Origin of the sequence: Hoeflea sp. TYP-13 (assembly GCF_040932035.1) — a bacterium.
Lineage (GTDB): Bacteria > Pseudomonadota > Alphaproteobacteria > Rhizobiales > Rhizobiaceae > Hoeflea_A.
Genome location: NZ_JBFRBB010000001.1, coordinates 1,676,191 through 1,694,942, shown reverse-complemented (window position 1 = coordinate 1,694,942; position 18,752 = coordinate 1,676,191). Strand labels below are relative to the sequence as shown.

Sequence of the window (18,752 nt, the reverse complement as noted above, 5' to 3'; positions counted from 1 at the left end):
TGGTGAAGATCGCGACACTGAGCCGGAGCCGCAAATGCCCCTGGAAAGACTTGATCACGTCAATATCGTTACCGCCAATCTCGATGCCATGGTTGCCTGGTACAAAGACATTCTAGGCATGGTCGACGGCGAGCGGCCGCCCTTCCCGTTTCCGGGCGCCTGGCTTTATGTGGGCGAGCATGCGGTCGTCCACCTCATCGGAACGGGAGACGAGCCGCAATCCATCGAGCCGAAAATCGAGCATTTCGCGATCACCGCCAGCGGCCTTTCGCAATTCATTGCGCTGCTCGATGAGCGTAACATAGAATTCGGGATGAACACGGTTCCGGATTTTCCCGTGGTTCAGGTCAATATCCACGATTGCGACGGAAACCACATCCATATCGACTTCGCGATTTCCGAACTGGACGAAACGCTGATTTCGAGGCTGCAGGAATAGCCGCCGGCCCGGCGGCAGCTGTCTCACCCGTCTTGACAGAATCGAATCGCCAACATTTATATGGTGTCCTTGATACCTGGGGAGCTCCGGCAAGGAGCTGAGAGGCCGATAGTGCGAAGCACGGCGCGGCGACCCATCGAACCTGATCCAGTTAACGCTGGCGTAGGGATGGTACAGCCGCCTGAAGGTCACCGGCCGGATCGCGTCCATTCATATCCCCATAGCCGTGTCGTGAATTGGGTCCCCCAAAGGGAGATTCAAATGAACGCCATCACACCCACCGTCACCGAAGGCCCCCTGCCCGCCTCGCGCAAGGTCTATAAACACGGCAGGATCCACCCCGATATCCGCATTCCGATGCGCGAGATCGGTCTGCACCCGACTTCCGGCGAACCGCCGGTCACCGTCTATGACAGTTCCGGGCCCTATACGGACCCGGACAGGAAAACCGACATTGCCGCCGGACTGCCGCGCCTTCGCGAAGCGTGGATTGCCGCGCGCGGCGATGTTGAAGCTTACGACGGCCGGCATGTGAAGCCGGAGGATAACGGCTTTGCCTCCGGCGACAGGCTGACGCCGGAATTTCCGGTGCGCAACCGGCCTCTGCGCGCCAAAGACGGCAAGGCTGTCACGCAACTTGCTTATGCCCGCGCCGGCATCGTCACACCCGAGATGGAATTCATCGCCATCCGTGAAAATCTCGGCCGCGAGGAATTGCGCGGCAAGCTCCAACGCGACGGCGAGAGCTTCGGCGCGGCGATCCCCGATTATGTAACGCCGGAATTCGTCCGCGACGAGGTGGCGAGCGGCCGCGCCATCATACCATCCAATATCAACCACCCGGAAAGCGAGCCGATGATCATCGGGCGCAATTTCCTCGTCAAGATCAACGCCAATATCGGCAATTCGGCGGTTACATCCTCGATGGCCAACGAGGTCGACAAGATGGTGTGGGCGATCCGCTGGGGCGGCGATACGGTGATGGACCTTTCGACCGGGCGCAACATTCACAATATCCGCGAGTGGATTATCCGCAATTCGCCTGTGCCGATCGGAACCGTGCCGCTTTACCAGGCGCTGGAAAAAGTCAACGGCATTGCCGAGGACCTGACCTTCGAGGTCTTCCGCGACACACTCATTGAACAGGCCGAACAGGGCGTCGACTATTTCACCATCCATGCGGGCGTGCGGCTGCACCACGTTCCCCTGACGGCCGAGCGCACCACCGGCATCGTTTCTCGCGGCGGCTCAATCATGGCTAAATGGTGCCTGCATCATCACAAAGAGAGTTTTCTCTATGAGAACTTCGCGGAGATCTGCGACATCTGCCGTGCCTATGACGTGGCCTTTTCACTGGGCGACGGGTTGCGCCCCGGCTCCATTGCCGACGCCAACGACGCGGCGCAGTTTGCCGAACTCGAGACGCTTGGCGAACTTACGCAGATCGCCTGGGAAAAGGACTGCCAGGTGATGATCGAGGGCCCCGGCCATGTGCCGATGCACAAGATCAAGGCCAATATGGATAAGCAGCTCGAGACCTGCGGCGAAGCGCCGTTCTATACGCTCGGGCCGCTGACGACCGACATTGCACCCGGATACGACCACATTACTTCAGGTATCGGGGCTGCCATGATCGGCTGGTTCGGCACCGCGATGCTGTGCTACGTTACCCCGAAGGAGCATCTCGGCTTGCCGGACCGCGACGATGTAAAGACCGGCGTCATCACCTACAAGATAGCCGCCCATGCCGCCGACCTCGCAAAGGGTCACCCCGCAGCGCAGGCGCGCGACGATGCGCTGTCGCGGGCGCGTTTCGAGTTTCGCTGGGAGGACCAGTTCAACCTGGCGCTGGACCCGGAAACGGCGCGCGACTTCCACGACCAGACACTGCCGAAGGAAGCGCACAAGGTGGCGCATTTCTGCTCCATGTGCGGTCCGAAATTCTGTTCCATGCGGATTTCCCACGACATCCGCGCCGAGGCGCAGAAGGAGGGTATGGCCGCCATGGCGAAGAAGTTCCAGGAGGGCGGCGACCTTTACATGCCGCTTGACGAAGCAACATCCTCCGAAGCCTAGCATTCGGACCGCCCCCGCCCGCTTCGCGTGACGGGTCGTCGCCTGCAGCGTGTTGAATTCAAACGTATATGTTTGAACGAAGCGCGCTGCGGTGGCATAGTTCCCCATTCCGCAGCTTGGAGGGGGATGCACCATGACACCACATAATGAGGCCAAGGAAGGCGACTACGCGGACATCGTTTTGCTGCCCGGCGATCCGCTTCGGGCCAAATGGATCGCGGAAAACTTCTTCGAGCACCCGAAGCTCGTCAACTCTGTTCGCAACTGCCTCGGCTATACCGGCACCTGGCAGGGCATTCCCGTCAGCGTGCAGGCGACGGGCATGGGTCAGCCATCGACCGCGATCTATGTGCACGAGCTGCTCAATGTCTACAAGGCAAAGACGCTGGTCCGGGTCGGCACCAGCGGAGGACTGACGACGGACGTCAAGGTGCGCGATATCGTTCTCGGTCTCAGCGCCTCGACCGACAGCGCCATAAACAACGACACTTTTGCGCCCTACACCTATGCGCCGTTTGCCAATTTCGAACTGGTGAAGGCCGCTGACGCCTTTGCCACTTCGCAGATGCTGGAGTGCCACATTGGCGGGCTTGTATCCTCCGATACATTCTATCTGGACGATCCGGCCAAGTCCTATGAGACGCTGGCCAGGCACGGAGTGCTTGCCGTTGAGATGGAGGCGGCGACGATCTACACACTGGCGCATCGCTTCGGCGCACGTGCGCTGGCGATCTGCACCGTCTCCGACTGCCTCATAACCGGCGAGGAAATCGATCCGAGCGAAAGAGAGAGTTCACTCGATACAATGGTGGAAATGGCGCTGACGGCTGCGACGCAATAGGCAAACGCGGGTCATTTTAACAAATTTGACCGTCGCAATTCTGTGCCGGCCCGCCGATCCCTGTCGTCTGGAATTGGTGTAATTTGGACCGGTATGTCGGCTATGTATTGCGCTGGTCGGCGACAGAGATCCGACGATCCGGCCGTTGCCGGATTGCGATTCCTTTGCCTCTCCGCATGTGGATAACTGGCGGCGAGTTGCGTAGCCAGCAAATCAATTTTTCCAACCATCTTGACAATTGAGGAATCGAATTCTTTCTAAATATTACAAATAATTTCAAACAGTTAAATTTTTCACCGACAATCGCATACCGTAAGATCCGTTTGCAAAATATCCTCATCTAGGCTTTCTGAGAAAAGCTGTGCTATTATGCCGCACCTAGCTTGAAGGCCCTTTATTCACGGCAGCGAAAAACCGCCTGGGAGGAATAGGAAATGGCCATAGCGTTGATACTGGTTGTGGTCGTTGTCGGCTCAATAGTGTTCCATGTCCTGAGCCCATGGTGGTGGACGCCGATAGCGTCGAACTGGGGTTACATCGACGACACGTTGATCATTACGTTCTGGATTACAGGCGTCGTCTTTACGCTTGTGATCCTGTTCATGGCTTATTGTGTGCTGCGGTTCCGCCACAAGGAAGGGCGAAAGGCCGCTTACGAGCCCGAAAACAACAAGCTCGAATGGGGATTGACGATCGTCACCGGGCTTGGTGTTGCGGCCATGCTCGCTCCGGGCCTCATCGTCTGGGGGCAATTTGTCAGCGTGCCCAAGGAAGCGACCGAAATCGAGGTGCTGGCGCAGCAATGGAGCTGGAATTTCCGGCTGCCCGGAGAGGACGGCAAGCTCGGCCGCTCCGATAACCGGCTTATCACTGACGACAACGTTCTCGGGGTCAATCAGAGTGACGCTGCCGGGCAGGATGACGTGATCATCCAGGGGGATGACCTGCATCTGCCGATCGGCAAGCCGGTAAAGGTTCTGCTGCGTTCTGCCGATGTGCTGCACGATTTCTACGTGCCTGAGTTCCGCGCCAAGATGGATATGCTGCCGGGTATGGTGACCTATTTCTGGTTCACGCCGACACGCACCGGTGAATTCGAGATCCTGTGCGCGGAACTTTGCGGCGTCGGCCACCCGCATATGCGTGGATTTGTCGTCATAGACACCGAAGAAGATTACCAGGAGTGGCTGCAGGAGCAGGAAACGTTCGCGCAGCTGACGTCTCAAGACGAGGTGAAAGTGAGCCTGGTGGAAAAGAACGACCAGTAGCGTTTTGCCGCCGGATGCGGCGGAATTGTACAGCCAGAGGATGGCGCAACATCCTCGACGGATGATGAAGGAGGGTACCTATGGCAGACGCCACACCTCATGCAGTCGATGATATTCCGGCTGCGGAAGTCCCCGACGTCGAGCTATATCACCCCAAAAGCTGGTGGACCAAATATGTCTTCTCGCAGGACGCGAAGGTCATCGCTATCCAGTATTCCGGCACCGCCATCGCCATCGGCCTGGTGGCCCTGGTTCTGTCCTGGCTGATACGGCTGCAGCTGGGATTTCCCGGTACCTTCGATTTCATCACACCGGAAGCCTATTATCAATTCATCACCATGCACGGCATGATCATGGTGGTCTATCTGCTGACCGCCCTGTTCCTCGGCGGATTCGGCAACTATCTCATACCGCTCATGGTCGGTGCGCGGGACATGGTGTTCCCTTACGTCAACATGCTCAGTTTCTGGATTTACCTGCTTGCCGTGCTCGTGCTGGTCGCCAGCTTCTTTGTGCCCGGCGGCCCTACCGGCGCCGGCTGGACACTCTATCCGCCGCAGGCAATCACCTCCGGTACGCCCGGCGGCCAGCAGGCAGGCATTATTTTGATGCTGGTGTCCCTGGCCCTCTTCATCATCGGCTTTACGATGGGCGGGCTCAACTACGTGGTGACCGTTCTACAGGGCCGCACGCGCGGCATGACACTGATGCGCATGCCGCTCACGGTATGGGGCATTTTCACTGCAACGGTGATGGCGCTGCTGGCTTTTCCAGCGCTGTTTGTAGCAGCCGTCATGATGCTCTTCGACCGGCTGCTCGGCACCAGCTTCTTCATGCCGGCGCTCGTCGAATTCGGCGAGCAGCTCGAATATGGCGGCGGCAGCCCGATCCTGTTCCAGCACCTGTTCTGGTTCTTCGGGCATCCTGAGGTCTATATCGTCGCCCTGCCCGCCTTCGGCATCGTCTCCGATCTCATCAGCACCCATGCGCGCAAGAACATCTTCGGCTACCGCATGATGGTATGGGCTATAGTCGGCATCGGCGCGCTCAGCTTCATCGTATGGGCCCACCATATGTATGTCAGCGGCATGGACCCCTATTTCGGCTTCTTCTTCGCCACCACCACGCTGATCATTGCGGTGCCGACGGCTATCAAGGTCTATAACTGGGTCCTGACATTGTGGCGCGGTGATATTCATCTGACGCTGCCTATGCTCTTTGCAATCGGATTCATCGTCACGTTCGTCAATGGTGGTCTGACCGGTCTCTTCCTCGGTAATGTGGTGGTCGACGTGCCGCTTTCCGATACCATGTTCGTGGTCGCGCATTTCCACATGGTCATGGGCGTCGCGCCAATCATGGTGATCTTCGGCGCTATCTACCACTGGTACCCGAAGATGACGGGCCGCATGCTCAACGAATGGATGGGTCAGTTCCATTTCTGGGTGACCTTCATCGGCGCCTACGCAATCTTCTTCCCGATGCATTATGTCGGCCTTGTTGGCGTCCCGCGGCGATATCACGAGCTTGGCGATGCATCTTTCGTGACGGACTCCCTGCACAATCTTAATGCATTCATCACCGTTGCGGCGCTGATCGTCGGATTTGCCCAGGTTGTCTTCATGTTCAACATCTTCTGGAGCATGCGCAACGGCAAGGAATCGGGCGGCAACCCGTGGCGGGCGACGACGCTCGAATGGCAGACGCCGGCAACGCCACCGGAACACGGCAATTTCGGCAAGGAACTGCCGATCGTCTATCGCTGGTCCTATGACTTCAGCGTTCCGGGCGCACCGGAAGATTATCTGGCGCAGAACGATCCGTGGCCCAATGCACCGGCCGGAGGTAAGGCCTGATGATCGCAATCCTGCTCTTTCTGGCAGTGATTTTCTTGATCGCCGGGTGGTGGCTCTCCCGGCAGGGCCTGATGTCGAAACCATGGCTGGAGACCGGGGCAACGGGCCTTGCTCCGGGCAGAGAAGCCGTAAACCTGCCGGCGTCGAAAGTCGGTCTCGGCGTGTTCCTAGCCGTTGTCGGCGCACTGTTTGCGCTCTTCATCAGTGCCTATTTCATGCGGATGGAGCTGCCGGACTGGCGCACATTGCCTATGCCGCGCATTCTTTGGCTTAATACGGGAACGCTGGTGTTGAACAGTATTGCGTTGCACTTTGCCGTTCTGGCTGCGCGCAAAGGCAATTTGCGGGCGTTACGGCAGGATCTCCTGGCCGGCGGTGCCGCTGCCCTGCTCTTCCTGATCGGACAGGGCCTTGCGTGGGATCAGATTGCGGCTATGGGTTATTTCGCGGCCTCAAATCCGGCAAGTAATTTCTTTTACCTGATCACCGGCGTGCACGCTCTCCATATCGCAGGCGGCCTGATAGCCCTTGCCCGCACATCTCATCGGGCATGGACCAGGGATAATCCGGAACGGGTGACCACCAGCACTGAACTTTGCACGGCCTACTGGCATTTCATGCTGGCGATCTGGCTGGTGATCCTCGCCCTCTTGGCCGGCTGGCTGAACGAATTTGCCGATATTTGCCGGCAGTTGCTTGTCTAGGAAGGAATGAGCATGGCGCATACGAGCGAGCACATAAACGATCCGACGCCGACGAAGAAAGACGGCTGGGACGGGATCGTCGCCGACTGGTCGTCTGACCAGCGCGCCTTCAAGAGCGCCTCCTGGGGAAAGGCCATGATGTGGATCTTCCTCCTGAGCGATACCTTCGTCTTTGGCTGTTTCCTGCTTTCATACATGACGGCACGCATGTCCACGATGGTGCCCTGGCCCAATCCGAGCGAGGTTTTTGCTCTGCACGTCGGCGGCATCAATTTTCCGCTGCTGCTGATCGCGATCATGACGTTCGTGCTGATCTCCAGTAGTGGCACCATGGTGCTTGCTGTGAACTATGGCTACCGGAAGAACCGGGCGATGACGGTTCTCTTCCTGCTCGTCACCGCCGTTTTGGGTGCAACCTTTGTCGGCATGCAGGCCTTCGAATGGACCAAGCTCATTTCGGAAGGCGTACGGCCCTGGGGCAACCCGTGGGGTGCCGCCCAGTTCGGCTCATCCTTTTTCATGATCACCGGATTTCACGGAACGCATGTAACGATCGGCGTCATATTCCTGCTGATCGTGGCGCGTAAGGTCTGGCGAGGCGACTATGATACGGGGCGCCGCGGCTTTTTCACCAGCCGCCCCGGTCAGTATGAAAGCGTCGAGATCATGGGTCTCTACTGGCATTTCGTTGACCTCGTCTGGGTCTTCATTTTCGCATTTTTCTATTTGTGGTGAGGGAGTGACATGGAACGCACCGACGCCTACGAGGAATCCGTTCACGGCGCTGTAGACGACGCCGCCGCAGCTCTGGAAGAAGCGCAACATCAGCACCATCCGCTCAAGGTCTATTTTGTTGTCTGGGGATGGCTGTTCGTGCTGAGCGCCGCATCCTATTTCGTTGATTATGTCGGGCTTCAGGGATACCTCAGATGGACCCTTATCCTGATATTCATGATGCTGAAAGCCGGCCTGATCGTCGCAGTGTTCATGCACATGGCCTGGGAGCGGCTGGCGCTGTTCTACGCGATCATTGTGCCGCCGGTCGCTGTGCTGGCATTCGTCGCAATCATGGCGCTTGAATCCGACTATACGATCATTACACGCATGACCTATTTCGGGGTCAACTGAATCTCGGTCGACGCTGGTGACCGCAAAAGAAAACCGGCGCTCAGAGCGCCGGTTTTTTGTTGGATATTGCCGCCTTATTCGCTGGAAGGCACTTTTATCAATTTACGATACAGATGCCAGGTCGCATGGCCGAGAACCGGAATAACGATCGCCAGCCCGACGAGAAGCGGTATCGATCCGATCAGAAGCGCGATCGCCACGATCAGTCCCCAGAACACCATCTGAACCGGGTTGGCGGCAACTGCCCTCACTGAGGTTTCAATTGCTGCGTAGGCGCCGACATCGCGGTCAAGCAGCAACGGAAAGGCAATCACTGTTGTGCAAAGCACGACGAGTGCGAATACAAAGCCGACTGCATTGCCGACTATGATAAGCGTCCAGCCCTGTTGCGTCGTCAGCACGTCCCCTGCAAACGCCCAGATGGAAGCCGGTATCGAGGGGCCGTAAATGCCCTGATAGAGAGCCTGCGCGGCATACATCCACGCTACAAAGAGAACAACCAGCATCGCACCCACTGCGAGGATTGCCGGTATGGCCGGAGATTTCGTCACGTCCAGCGCGTGCCGCCAGGATGTGTCGAGATTCTGTTCACGTCTTCGACTGATTTCATAGAGCCCGATCGCTGCGATCGGACCAAGCAGGGCAAATCCCGCCATCAACGGATATACCAGCTGCAAAGCATTGCCGCCGGATGTCCAGGTAATCAGCACAACGCCGACGATCGGATAGATCAAACACAAAAACACGTAGTGTGACGGCTTGTCCCAGAAATCATCAAGCCCCTTCTTAAGGGCGTCTATGACATCCGCATTGGTGATTTTCTGCACCTGAGGATGAGTCACAGCCCCTTGGGCATCTGTGATGACGTGGATATTCCCCATGACCAATTCTCCCTTTGTCGGGTTCGGCATGGTCGCGGTCCGCAGCGGAGCCTTCTAGCTTAGCCGGTCACGCACCCCGCGACCTGCACCGTCTTCACTATAACCACCCTGCGCTGATTTGTCGCGTCACGAACGCGAGAATGCACTGTTGCTTTGACGTGATCGGCCTTCAGGGTTAATGCCCGGGATCGTTTGCCGGCAAAAAACCGACTGTGCGCCCTACGCTTACCGTCATATAGGCAGGACTTGTTAACCGCCCTATTCGCGGCTTCACGCGGGCCGCCTGCCTGCAAAAATCATCCCGACAGCGCCTCAAACGGGCAATCCACATTTAATAAATTGTGTATGAAATCTCGAAATTAAACCGATTAGTTAAAAAAAATCGATATTATTGCAATTCCGATTTTAAGCCGCTAATATCACTATGCCTGTCAAATCAGATTTTCGTGAGGAGCGATATCCGGTCTGGCTGCAACTATAATAATGGGAGGACCTAATGACATTGCGAATTTCCTTACTTGCCGGTGCGCTGGCGAGCACTGTCGTTCTGAGCCCGTCTGCCATCGCAGCGAACATCGAAGGGCCCAAGGTATTTTGGAAGATATCGATGTGGGGCAATCCGCGCGCACTGTCGGCGGGTATGGAAGCGCTTGCCGAAAAAGCGGCGGCTGAAACCGACGGAAATTTCCAGATCAAGATTTTCTACGGCGGGCAGCTTTCCCAATCGCGTGAAAATCTCGATGGCCTGAAACTCAATGCCTTCGAGGGCGCTGCATTCTGCAATTTCTATCACCCCGGCAAGAACCCGTCTTTCATGGTGTTCTCGCTGCCTTTCCTGCCGCTTGGCGATCCGCAGGTCGACAAATATGTCCGCTCGAAAATGTTCGAGCACCCGGCCCTTGTGGCCGACATGGAGAAATGGAACGCAATCCCTTATGTCTCCGGCCTGCTGCCGCAATACGAGATCCTTGGCAAGGGGGACGCACCTGAATCTCTTGAGGATTGGAAGGGACTGCGTGTTCGCGCAGGCGGCGGTCTTGGCTCGGCGATGGAAAAGCTCGGCGCCACCCGGCTCACCCTGCCCGCGGGCGAGACCTCGACGGCATTTCAGCGCGGCGCACTCGATGCCGCGGCATTTCCGTTCACCTATGCCCATGTCGCCTTCAAGATCAGCGAAGAGGCGGACTGGTACACGAGCAACCTGACACCCGGAACATCTGAGTGCGGATGGCTGTTCAACAAGACGGCCTATGATGCGCTGCCCGAACAGTATCAGGACTTCCTGATGGACAACCGGGAAATGGTGATGGACGCGGAGCTGCAGGCCTATGCCGAACAGGACAAGAAGAACCTGCCCGTGTTCGAAGAAACACTGCAGAAAATAACCTATTCGGACGAGGAACTTGCCCGCTTCAAGGAAATTGCCGGCAAGCCCGTCTGGGAAGAATGGATCGCGAGCAACCAGGACAATTTCGATGCCCAGGGTGTGTTTGACGCGATCTGGCAGTACGCTGAGGAGGCTAGGGCGCAATAGGCCTTCGCAGCTGGCCGGGACCGGAAGTGAAGAATCACGTCGGTTCCGGCAACCCTTCTCGTTCTAAGGGCAGGTGATGATGACACAGCAAAGCGCCCCGACGTCATCCGGCTTGGGCCCGATCGGTAAATTCGGTCAACTGTTTCAGCCGCTGGAGAATGCGGCAAACATGATTGCCGGTATCGCGATCTTTGTTCTGATGGTTCTCGGCATCGTGCAAATCGGCCTGCGCACCATCTTCAACTCACCTGTTACCGGCTATATCGATCTGGTCGAACTGTCGATGGCAACGATGGCTTTCCTGGGCGCAGCCTATTGCCAGCGGCTCGGCGCCCACATTCGCATGGAGCTGTTCATCGGCGGCCTCAGGGGCCGGTTTCTGTGGATGGCCGAAATACTCAGCACACTGGTGGGTCTTGGCATTGTCGGCGTGTTGATCTGGTATGGCTGGGATCATTTCATGAGGGCCTACCAGCTTGGCGACACGACCATCGACGCCGAGTTTCCCGTGTGGCCGTCGAAACTGCTGGTGCCGGTGGCATTTTCCCTCTGGTTTATCCGCCTGTTCATCCAGCTGGCGGGCTCGATCCGCCTGTTCATCAGTCCAGGTCTTTCCCCCGAAGGTGTTGCGATCCACAAGGATGTGGCCGAGCAGGCGCAAGAGGAAATCGAAGTGGCGCTTGGCGACGGCGCAAGTCTGCCCGACGATAAATCCGGACAGGTGCAGCCATGATTCTCGGCATTGGATTTCAGGACCCGCTGCTCGTCGGCTTTATCGGGCTGGGCCTGTTACTGGTTCTTGTATTCCTCGGCGTGAGGGTCGTCTTCGCCGCGGCCGTTACCGGCCTTTTCGGACTGGTCGAACTTCTTGGATGGGGTCCAGCCGCCGGCATCGTCGGGACGATCCCGCATTCAAAATCTTCCACCTACGCATTGAGTGTGCTGCCGATGTTCATCTTCATCGGCTTCCTTGCCTTTCATGCCGGCATGACCCGCCAGCTTTTCGAGGCGGCTCGAAAATGGGTGGGCTGGGTTCCGGGCGGCCTTGCTGTTGCGACAGTGTTTGCGACAGCCGGATTTGCCGCCGTCTCCGGAGCCTCGACTGCAACTTCGGCCGTCTTTGCCCGGGTCGCCATTCCGGAAATGCTGAAATACGGCTACGACAAGAAGCTCGCAGCCGGTGTCGTTGCAGCCGGTGGAACACTTGCGACGCTGATTCCGCCTTCGGCCATTTTGGTCATCTACGCCATCATTGTCGAAGAATCCGTCGGCCGCTTACTGCTGGCGGGCTTCCTTCCCGGACTGGTCTCCGCTCTCATCTACGCTGCGATCATTGTTGCGTGGTCGCTGCGCAAGCCTGAAGCGGCCCCGTCGGTGAGCGGCTTTTCCTGGGGCGAGCGCTTTGCCACCCTGCCCGGCCTTTTTCCAATCATGCTCGTCGTCCTCATCATCATATCGGCGATCTACAATGGCTGGGCCACGCCCACGGAAGCCGGGGCGCTGGGCGCAGGCGTCGTGTTTGTTATGGCGCTGTTTCGCGGCACCGGCGCAAAGACCATCCGAAGCGCGCTGATGGAATCGGCCAAGCTGACAGCCATGATCTTCTCGCTCATCTGGGGCGTGCTGATCTTCGTGCGCTTCCTCGGATTTTCCGGCCTGCCGGAGGCCTTCACATTATGGATCACCGGGCTCGACGCACATCCGATGGTGATCATGATCTGTATCCTGATTGCCTATGCGGTATTGGGCATGTTTATGGACGCCATCGGCATGCTTTTATTGACTCTGCCGGTGGTCTATCCGGCAGTCATGGCGCTTGGTTTCGATTCCATCTGGTTTGGCATTATCGTCGTCAAAATGGCCGAGGTATGCCTGATTACACCGCCCATCGGTCTCAACTGTTTTGTCGTCAACGGCGTGCGCCCGGATATTCCACTGGGCCAGATATTCCGCGGCGTCATGCTGTTTTTTATTGCCGACGTCATTACCATTGCCGTGCTTCTGGCATTTCCGGAAATCGTCACCTGGCTGCCGGACGCCATGCGTAACTGACCAATCAGGGAGAAACGTCTATGCGACTGAAGACAACCTTGCCCCTTTCAGCGGCCGAAAAGATCGTCGATGCGGCGCTTCAGGCCGGCCGTGCCGAGGACTTTCATCCCCTGACCGTCGTTGTTCTGAATGCCGGCGGGCATCTGGTTGCCGCAAAAAGCGAGGACGGCTCCGGGATATTGCGCTTCGATGTTGCGCGCGGCAAGGCCTGGGGCAGCCTGGGCATGGGCGTCTCGAGCCGCCTCATTCGTGACCGGCTCGGTCAGCGCCCGGTGTTTCAGAACGCACTTGCGGCGGCTTCGGACGGCAAATTCATACCGGTTCCGGGCGGTGTTCTGGTGCTCGATGACGAGGGCAATACGATCGGCTCAGTCGGCATCAGCGGCGACAGTTCCGAAAAGGACGAATTTTGCGCAATCCAGGGCATCCGGACCGCCGGCTTTGCCTGCGAACCGTCCGATCCGGATCCCGACTGGCGAAGAACTTCGCTCTCCGACGCCGACACGGATAATTAAAGCGCTGTCGCTGGTCTTCCTTATGTGGTGAACTGCCACCTCCCTTTCCGATCCGATCGGTTAGATTGGGAAGCGTACGTGTATTGGGAGACACCTCACAATCTGAGGTCAGGAAGAAAATTATATGTCAGATGACGCTGTCATGCGGAACTCATCCCTCGATCAGTCGCTTGAGGATGCAAGGAGAATTTACGCGCGAGGACGGCCCAATTCGCAGCGTATCCATGAAGAGGCATGTCAAAGCATGCCGGGCGGCAATACGCGAACCGTTCTCTATCACGGTCCGTTTCCGCTCCGCGCGGAAGGCGGCAAAGGGGCGTTCCTGACCGACGTCGACGGCCACGATTATCTCAACCTGCTTGGCGAGTATACGGCGGGCGTGTTTGGCCATACGGACCCGGCGATCGTTTCCGCCTTGAAGAAGACCCTCGACGGCGGCATCAATCTCGGCGCTCACAATTCAAGTGAGGCAAGGCTGGCTGCGCTGGTTACGGAGCGCTTTCCGGCAATCGAGAAGGTGCGGTTCACCAATTCAGGAACCGAAGCCAATCTGATGGCCCTTTCGACAGCCCGCTATGTGACCGGGCGCAGCGATGTGATGGTGTTCAAGGGCGGATATCACGGCGGGGTTTTCTATTTCGGAGGCGATGGCCTGCCGATCAATGCCCCCTTCCCGTTTGTCGTTGCACGCTACAACGACACTGAGGGTACGCGCGATTTAATCGCCGCTCATGCCGAAACGCTGGCCTGCGTCATTGTCGAACCCATGCTCGGCTCAAGCGGCTGCATCCCGGGCAAGCCGGAATTTCTCGAAATGCTGCGGCGAGAGACCGAGCGCGTGGGTGCGCTGCTCATTTTCGACGAGGTCATGACCTCCCGTTTTGGCCGTCACGGCGCATCGCATATGCTTGGCATCAGGCCCGACATGATAACACTCGGCAAATGGGTCGGCGGTGGAATGTCGTTTGGTGCCTTTGGCGGCAATGCGGCAATCATGGACGTTTATGACCCGACTCGGCCCGGCACCCTGCCCCATGCGGGAACGTTCAACAACAATGTGCTTTCCATGAACGGCGGCATCGCGGCGCTTAGCGAAGCCTTTACGTCAGACAGGGCGGAAACGCTGCATGCCCGCGGCGAGCGCACGCGCAATCGGCTGAACGAACTTTTCGAACGCCATGGCGTGACACTGTTTGCCAGCGGTTCTGGTTCCCTGATGAACATTCATCCGGTCCGCGGGCCGGTCAACACCGTCGATGACATTGCCGATGGCGACGATCGTATCAAGGAGCTTTTGTTTCTCGATTTGCTTGAGCGCGGATTCTACATCGCCCGCCGCGGTTTCATAGCGCTTTCGCAAGCAGTAACCGAGGATGATTTGGATCGCTTTGTATCCGCTCTCGACGACGTCGTCACCGTACGCAAGTCATTATTGCCCAAAGCGGATTTTTAGTATTTCTAAAATTTCTTGACTCATTAAACAGACTGATCCACCATTTTAGTATGACCAAAAGGGAGGGTGCGATGCCTCGTGCGTGGGTCATTCATAATTATTCCGGTTATCAGGGCCTGTCGCTTGAGACGTTCGATGAACAGGCACCTGGCCCGGGTGAAATACGGCTGAAGGTCGAGGCTTTCGCCCTCAACTGGGGCGATATGGACCTCATGTGCGACCGCTATTCCTTCAGCTTCAGGGAATTTCCGGCACGTATCGGCATCGAGGCCGCCGGTATCGTGGATGCGGTGGGACCGGGTGTGAGCGGCATCGAACCTGGCGAACGCTATTGCACGCTTCCCTATTTCTATTATGACCGCGGCGCCAGCACTGAGTCGCTCGTAATCGATGCCCACTACGTCACGAAGGCACCGCCAAACCTTTCGGCGGTCGAGAGCGCATCGATCTGGATGCAGTATCTGACCGCTTATTTTCCGATTGTCGAAATCTCGAATGCGGCGCCCGGAAAGCATTTTCTGATAACCGCCGCAACCGGTACAGCGGGCACAGCGGCGCTGCAGATCGGCAAGCACTGCGGTGCGACAATGATCGCGACCAGCCGCTATAGCTACAACCGGGCCTACCTTGAAGATGCCGGGGCCGATCACGTTCTAATCGCCGGGTCAGGCGATTTGGCTGATCAGCTGCGTGAAATCACGAACGGCCACGGCATCGATGCCGCCTTCGATCCCATTGGCGCGGGCATGATCGGTCAATACGCGCCTGCACTCGCACGCGACGCGCGTATCTATTTTTACGGAACACTCGACGAAGAGCTGCCGACGCTTCCCATGACGGAAATGTTTCAGGCCAACGCGGTTTTCCAACCCTATTCGGTCTTCAACTACGTTGAGAATGAAGCGATGTGCGCTAAAGGCAAAGCCTTTATCTATGCAGCTCTTTCGTCCGGAGCGATCGCTCCACGGATCGACCGGATCTTTCCGATGGAAGGCTACCGTGACGCCTGGGATTATCTGAAAGCACCCAGGAAATCCCACGGCAAAGTCGTGGTGGAAATCGGGCTTTAAGGCCGGCTGGCGATTGCTCTGATCACCAGGATAATCCAGCCTCCTGACAGAAGCCTGTCAGGAGGCTTGTGGTTTATTCAGGCAAGTTTCAGCTACAGGAATCAGTGCAATGCCCGAACCGTTCAAAAACGTCTTCAACGCCGATCTCATCGACAATATGGGCCGGCACTTTGCACGGCAGTCTCCAGAATTCGATGCTGCCCGGTTCGCAAGCCTGGCAACAAACGGGCTCGATGCGCTGGAGTTCAAGCAGCGTTCCAACCATATCGTCGACGCACTCGAGGCTTGCCTTCCCGGCGATTTCAGGGCTGCCTGCGCGATTTTGACCGGCGCGCTTCACCCGGAAGACGATGTCGACCTTTCCAATCAGACGGTCGATATTCATGGTATTCGCGGCTGGGGCATTATTCCGATGTCGGACTATGTGGCGAGGGCCGGCCTCGACCATTTCGACTTCAGCATGGACGTCCTCAGGGAAATGACAAAACGCTCGAGCGCCGAATTTGCCGTGCGTCCGTTCCTGCTTGCCGATCCTGACAGGGCCATGCGCCATGTCCTTGAGTGGTCGCTCGATGATAATTATCACGTGCGCCGGCTTGCTTCCGAGGGTATCCGCCCGCGCCTTCCCTGGGGCATCAGGCTCGGCATGTTTGTTGACGATCCCGCGCCCATTCTTCCGGTTCTTGCCAATCTGCGGAATGACCCGGAAGAATTTGTCCGCCGCTCGGTCGCCAACAATCTGAACGATATTGCCAAGGACCATCCCGATATCGTTGCCGGTATCGCACGCGAATGGCTTGCCGGAAGCCCGGACAAAGACCGGAAGAGGCTTGTCAGGCACGCCTGCCGCACCCTCATCAAAGCCGGTCACCGGCCAACACTGGAAGCACTTGGCTACGGCAAACCGGCCGTTTCCCTTAAAGCGCTCGACCTTGACCGCGATACCGTGCCGTTCGGCGAAAGCATCCGCATCGCCGCCGATCTGCGTTCCAGCAGCGATGAAGACCAGGACCTCATCATCGACTATGTCGTGCACCATCAGAAGGCAAACGGGCAGACGACGCCGAAAGTATTCAAATGGACCACTGTCAGACTTGCCGGCGGTGAGAACAAGCGGCTTGAAAAAACGCATGCTTTTCGCCCTATCACGACCCGCGTCTATTACAGCGGGCGGCATGTCATCGAGATACAGGCGAACGGACAAAGCCTCGGTCGTCGCGAGTTTACGCTCGTCATGTAGGGTGTCTGGCCTACCCCACCGTTTCGAACTGATCCGCGACCGAACGGCGGTAGCGTCTGCTGACCGGCACCACATCGCCGTTGGCCAGACGCAGCTTCATGTTGCGTTTCTCGGTAAAGACCCCCGCAACAGCCGCGCGCGCCACCCAATGGGAACGGTGGACCTGCATGCCAAGCGGACGCGGCAATGTGGCGACAACATCTGAAAACCGCCCCAGAACCATGCGCTGCTCCTCGGTGGAATTGATGATCACATAGTGTTCCTGAGCTTCCACCCGTATGATCGTTCCCTTCAAAGGCGGATCCAGCATCGGCAGGATTGCGTTCATCGGTGCGTGCAGCGCTTCTTCAGACGACATTACTGTTTCGGTGAGCAAACCGCTTTCCTCACCAGTTCCGATGAGAAACCGTGGCAGCGACAACAACAGGCAAACAAACAAATGGTCGTCGATGAGGTAGCCGACCTCGAGGAAGAACTCGCTTATGAAGGAGTCGTCCGCAACACCCGCATCAGCCAGCCCCAGTTCCGGAAAGCCAAGGACAATGTCAAGCGCTGTGGTCGCGAGGACGAAGGGAAACAGGCTGAGGAAGAATGCAGTTAAAAACAGAGGGTAACGCCGGCCTGAGAAAACACCATTGGTCTCGAGCAGGCTTCTGAATGCGATAAACAGTCCGCATTCGATCGAGATGCGTACAAGCCAGTATGTGTAAAGGAATACCCTCTTCCCGCCAAACGTGTTTGGGTTCGTGGCGGAGATGATTCCGGCAATGAGCAGTGTTGCCAGCAACACAAAGAGCATTTCGGCGCGTTTCATGGCACCCGGAATTCCTGTTCATTCGTGCTTCTTGAATGGCACACTAGAGTAAATCAATGAATTACAACAGGAAAATAAGCACAACTTGGCCAGTTGCGCATTGTTATCGCCATTCAAGAATTGACGATCTGCAAGCATTGAACGCCATCTGGCGCACGCCATAATACCGAACTGCCGCTGGTTGAATCCCGATCAGCGACACCTATCCGTAAAGCCCTAACCAATGCCCCAGAAAGGAAATTCCCATGCTGAAGAAAGCACTCCTGGCGTCCGTATTGATTCTCGCGCCGATGACGATTGCGGCAGCGGAAGATCCTCCAATGGGCTTCTTCATAACCAGCGTCAGCCCCGGTGACGGTGCCAATCTGGGCGGGCTTGAAGGCGCCGATGCCTACTGCCAGAAGCTTGCCGAAGCTGCCGGAACGACCGGGCGGACCTGGCGCGCCTATCTCAGCACACAGGAAGAGGGCAAGCGCGGCCAGTCTGCGCGCAACCGCATTGGCGACGGGCCATGGTACAATTCTGTCGGCGAGTTGATCGCGGTGGACCTCGATCAGCTTCATCTTAATCCGAACATCGTCAAACGCACGGCGCTCGATGAAAACGGAAACCGGGTCAAAGGCCGCGGCGACAGCCCCAATGAACACGACATCCTGACCGGCACCATGGCCGATGGCACCGCCTATTTCCCTGACGGCAAGGACCACACCTGCGGCAACTGGACCAGCAATGGCGATGGCAGTGCACAGGTGGGGCACCACGACAGGCACGGTGGCGGCAACACATCTTGGAATTCCGCACACGCCTCGCGCGGATGCAGCACAGATGCCCTTGCGAGCACCGGCGGAGCCGGACTGTTCATGTGTTTTGCGGCTGACTGA

Annotated in this window: 18 protein-coding genes and 1 riboswitch; of the genes, 16 read left to right on the top strand and 2 right to left on the bottom strand. The window is 57.5% G+C overall.

Annotated elements, in window-relative coordinates; all coding sequences use genetic code 11:
* Positions 1-34: 34 nt before the first annotated feature.
* The 8 genes from ABVT35_RS08035 (at position 35) to ABVT35_RS08000 (ending at position 8,312) form a co-directional block, all read left to right on the top strand.
* The gene (locus ABVT35_RS08035; RefSeq protein ID WP_368465764.1) at positions 35-439 is read left to right on the top strand and encodes a VOC family protein; all 405 of its coding nucleotides are present in this window, start codon (positions 35-37) and stop codon (positions 437-439) included.
* Positions 440-506: 67 nt separating this feature from the next.
* Positions 507-626, top strand: a riboswitch (TPP riboswitch).
* A 74-nt stretch (positions 627-700) separates the two neighbouring features.
* A complete protein-coding gene (gene thiC / locus ABVT35_RS08030) occupies positions 701-2,515 on the top strand; it encodes a phosphomethylpyrimidine synthase ThiC (protein ID WP_368465763.1) in 1,815 nt (604 codons plus the stop codon).
* 133 nt (positions 2,516-2,648) lie between these two features.
* Positions 2,649-3,356, top strand: a complete 708-nt coding sequence (gene deoD, locus ABVT35_RS08025) for a purine-nucleoside phosphorylase (RefSeq protein WP_368465762.1) — start codon at positions 2,649-2,651, stop codon at positions 3,354-3,356.
* Positions 3,357-3,790: 434 nt separating this feature from the next.
* Positions 3,791-4,624 carry a cytochrome c oxidase subunit II gene (locus ABVT35_RS08020; protein ID WP_368465761.1) on the top strand — a complete coding sequence of 278 codons (834 nt, stop codon included), beginning with the start codon at positions 3,791-3,793 and terminating at the stop codon, positions 4,622-4,624.
* A gap of 80 nt (positions 4,625-4,704) precedes the next feature.
* A complete protein-coding gene (gene ctaD / locus ABVT35_RS08015; RefSeq protein ID WP_368465760.1) occupies positions 4,705-6,480 on the top strand; it encodes a cytochrome c oxidase subunit I in 1,776 nt (591 codons plus the stop codon).
* Positions 6,480-7,184: a cytochrome c oxidase subunit 3 gene (locus tag ABVT35_RS08010; RefSeq protein ID WP_368465759.1), complete on the top strand. Its 705-nt coding sequence runs from the start codon at positions 6,480-6,482 to the stop codon at positions 7,182-7,184. Before ctaD ends, ABVT35_RS08010 begins: the two co-directional genes overlap by 1 nt.
* Before the next feature lie 12 nt (positions 7,185-7,196).
* Positions 7,197-7,919: a heme-copper oxidase subunit III family protein gene (locus ABVT35_RS08005; protein WP_368465758.1), complete on the top strand. Its 723-nt coding sequence runs from the start codon at positions 7,197-7,199 to the stop codon at positions 7,917-7,919.
* A 9-nt stretch (positions 7,920-7,928) separates the two neighbouring features.
* Positions 7,929-8,312, top strand: a complete 384-nt coding sequence (locus tag ABVT35_RS08000; protein ID WP_368465757.1) for a cytochrome C oxidase subunit IV family protein — start codon at positions 7,929-7,931, stop codon at positions 8,310-8,312.
* A gap of 74 nt (positions 8,313-8,386) precedes the next feature.
* Here the strand turns inward: ABVT35_RS08000 and ABVT35_RS07995 are convergent, their stop codons facing one another.
* Positions 8,387-9,193, bottom strand: a complete 807-nt coding sequence (locus tag ABVT35_RS07995) for a DUF2189 domain-containing protein (protein ID WP_368465756.1) — start codon at positions 9,191-9,193, stop codon at positions 8,387-8,389.
* Positions 9,194-9,689: 496 nt separating this feature from the next.
* Between ABVT35_RS07995 and dctP the strand changes: the two genes are divergently transcribed.
* The 7 genes from dctP (at position 9,690) to ABVT35_RS07960 (ending at position 17,057) form a co-directional block, all read left to right on the top strand.
* On the top strand, positions 9,690-10,727 hold the full coding sequence (gene dctP / locus ABVT35_RS07990; RefSeq protein WP_368465755.1) for a TRAP transporter substrate-binding protein DctP: 1,038 nt from the start codon (positions 9,690-9,692) through the stop codon (positions 10,725-10,727).
* Positions 10,728-10,806: 79 nt separating this feature from the next.
* Entirely contained in the window at positions 10,807-11,460 is a 654-nt protein-coding gene (locus ABVT35_RS07985; protein WP_368465754.1) for a TRAP transporter small permease, read from the top strand.
* Positions 11,457-12,779, top strand: coding sequence for a TRAP transporter large permease (locus tag ABVT35_RS07980; protein WP_368465753.1), 1,323 nt, complete (start codon positions 11,457-11,459; stop codon positions 12,777-12,779). Before ABVT35_RS07985 ends, ABVT35_RS07980 begins: the two co-directional genes overlap by 4 nt.
* A gap of 20 nt (positions 12,780-12,799) precedes the next feature.
* Positions 12,800-13,294 (top strand): heme-binding protein, encoded by a 495-nt coding sequence (locus tag ABVT35_RS07975; protein ID WP_368465752.1) that lies wholly within the window; start codon positions 12,800-12,802, stop codon positions 13,292-13,294.
* A gap of 124 nt (positions 13,295-13,418) precedes the next feature.
* Complete coding sequence (locus tag ABVT35_RS07970; protein ID WP_368465751.1) at positions 13,419-14,747, top strand: aspartate aminotransferase family protein; 1,329 nt, start codon at positions 13,419-13,421, stop codon at positions 14,745-14,747.
* Positions 14,748-14,818: 71 nt separating this feature from the next.
* Positions 14,819-15,817, top strand: a complete 999-nt coding sequence (locus tag ABVT35_RS07965; protein WP_368465750.1) for a zinc-binding dehydrogenase — start codon at positions 14,819-14,821, stop codon at positions 15,815-15,817.
* Positions 15,818-15,926: 109 nt separating this feature from the next.
* Positions 15,927-17,057: a DNA alkylation repair protein gene (locus ABVT35_RS07960; RefSeq protein ID WP_368465748.1), complete on the top strand. Its 1,131-nt coding sequence runs from the start codon at positions 15,927-15,929 to the stop codon at positions 17,055-17,057.
* 10 nt (positions 17,058-17,067) lie between these two features.
* Here the strand turns inward: ABVT35_RS07960 and ABVT35_RS07955 are convergent, their stop codons facing one another.
* The gene (locus tag ABVT35_RS07955) at positions 17,068-17,871 is read right to left on the bottom strand and encodes a LytTR family DNA-binding domain-containing protein (RefSeq protein WP_368465747.1); all 804 of its coding nucleotides are present in this window, start codon (positions 17,869-17,871) and stop codon (positions 17,068-17,070) included.
* Positions 17,872-18,116: 245 nt separating this feature from the next.
* Between ABVT35_RS07955 and ABVT35_RS07950 the strand changes: the two genes are divergently transcribed.
* Positions 18,117-18,752: a hypothetical protein gene (locus ABVT35_RS07950; protein WP_368465746.1), complete on the top strand. Its 636-nt coding sequence runs from the start codon at positions 18,117-18,119 to the stop codon at positions 18,750-18,752.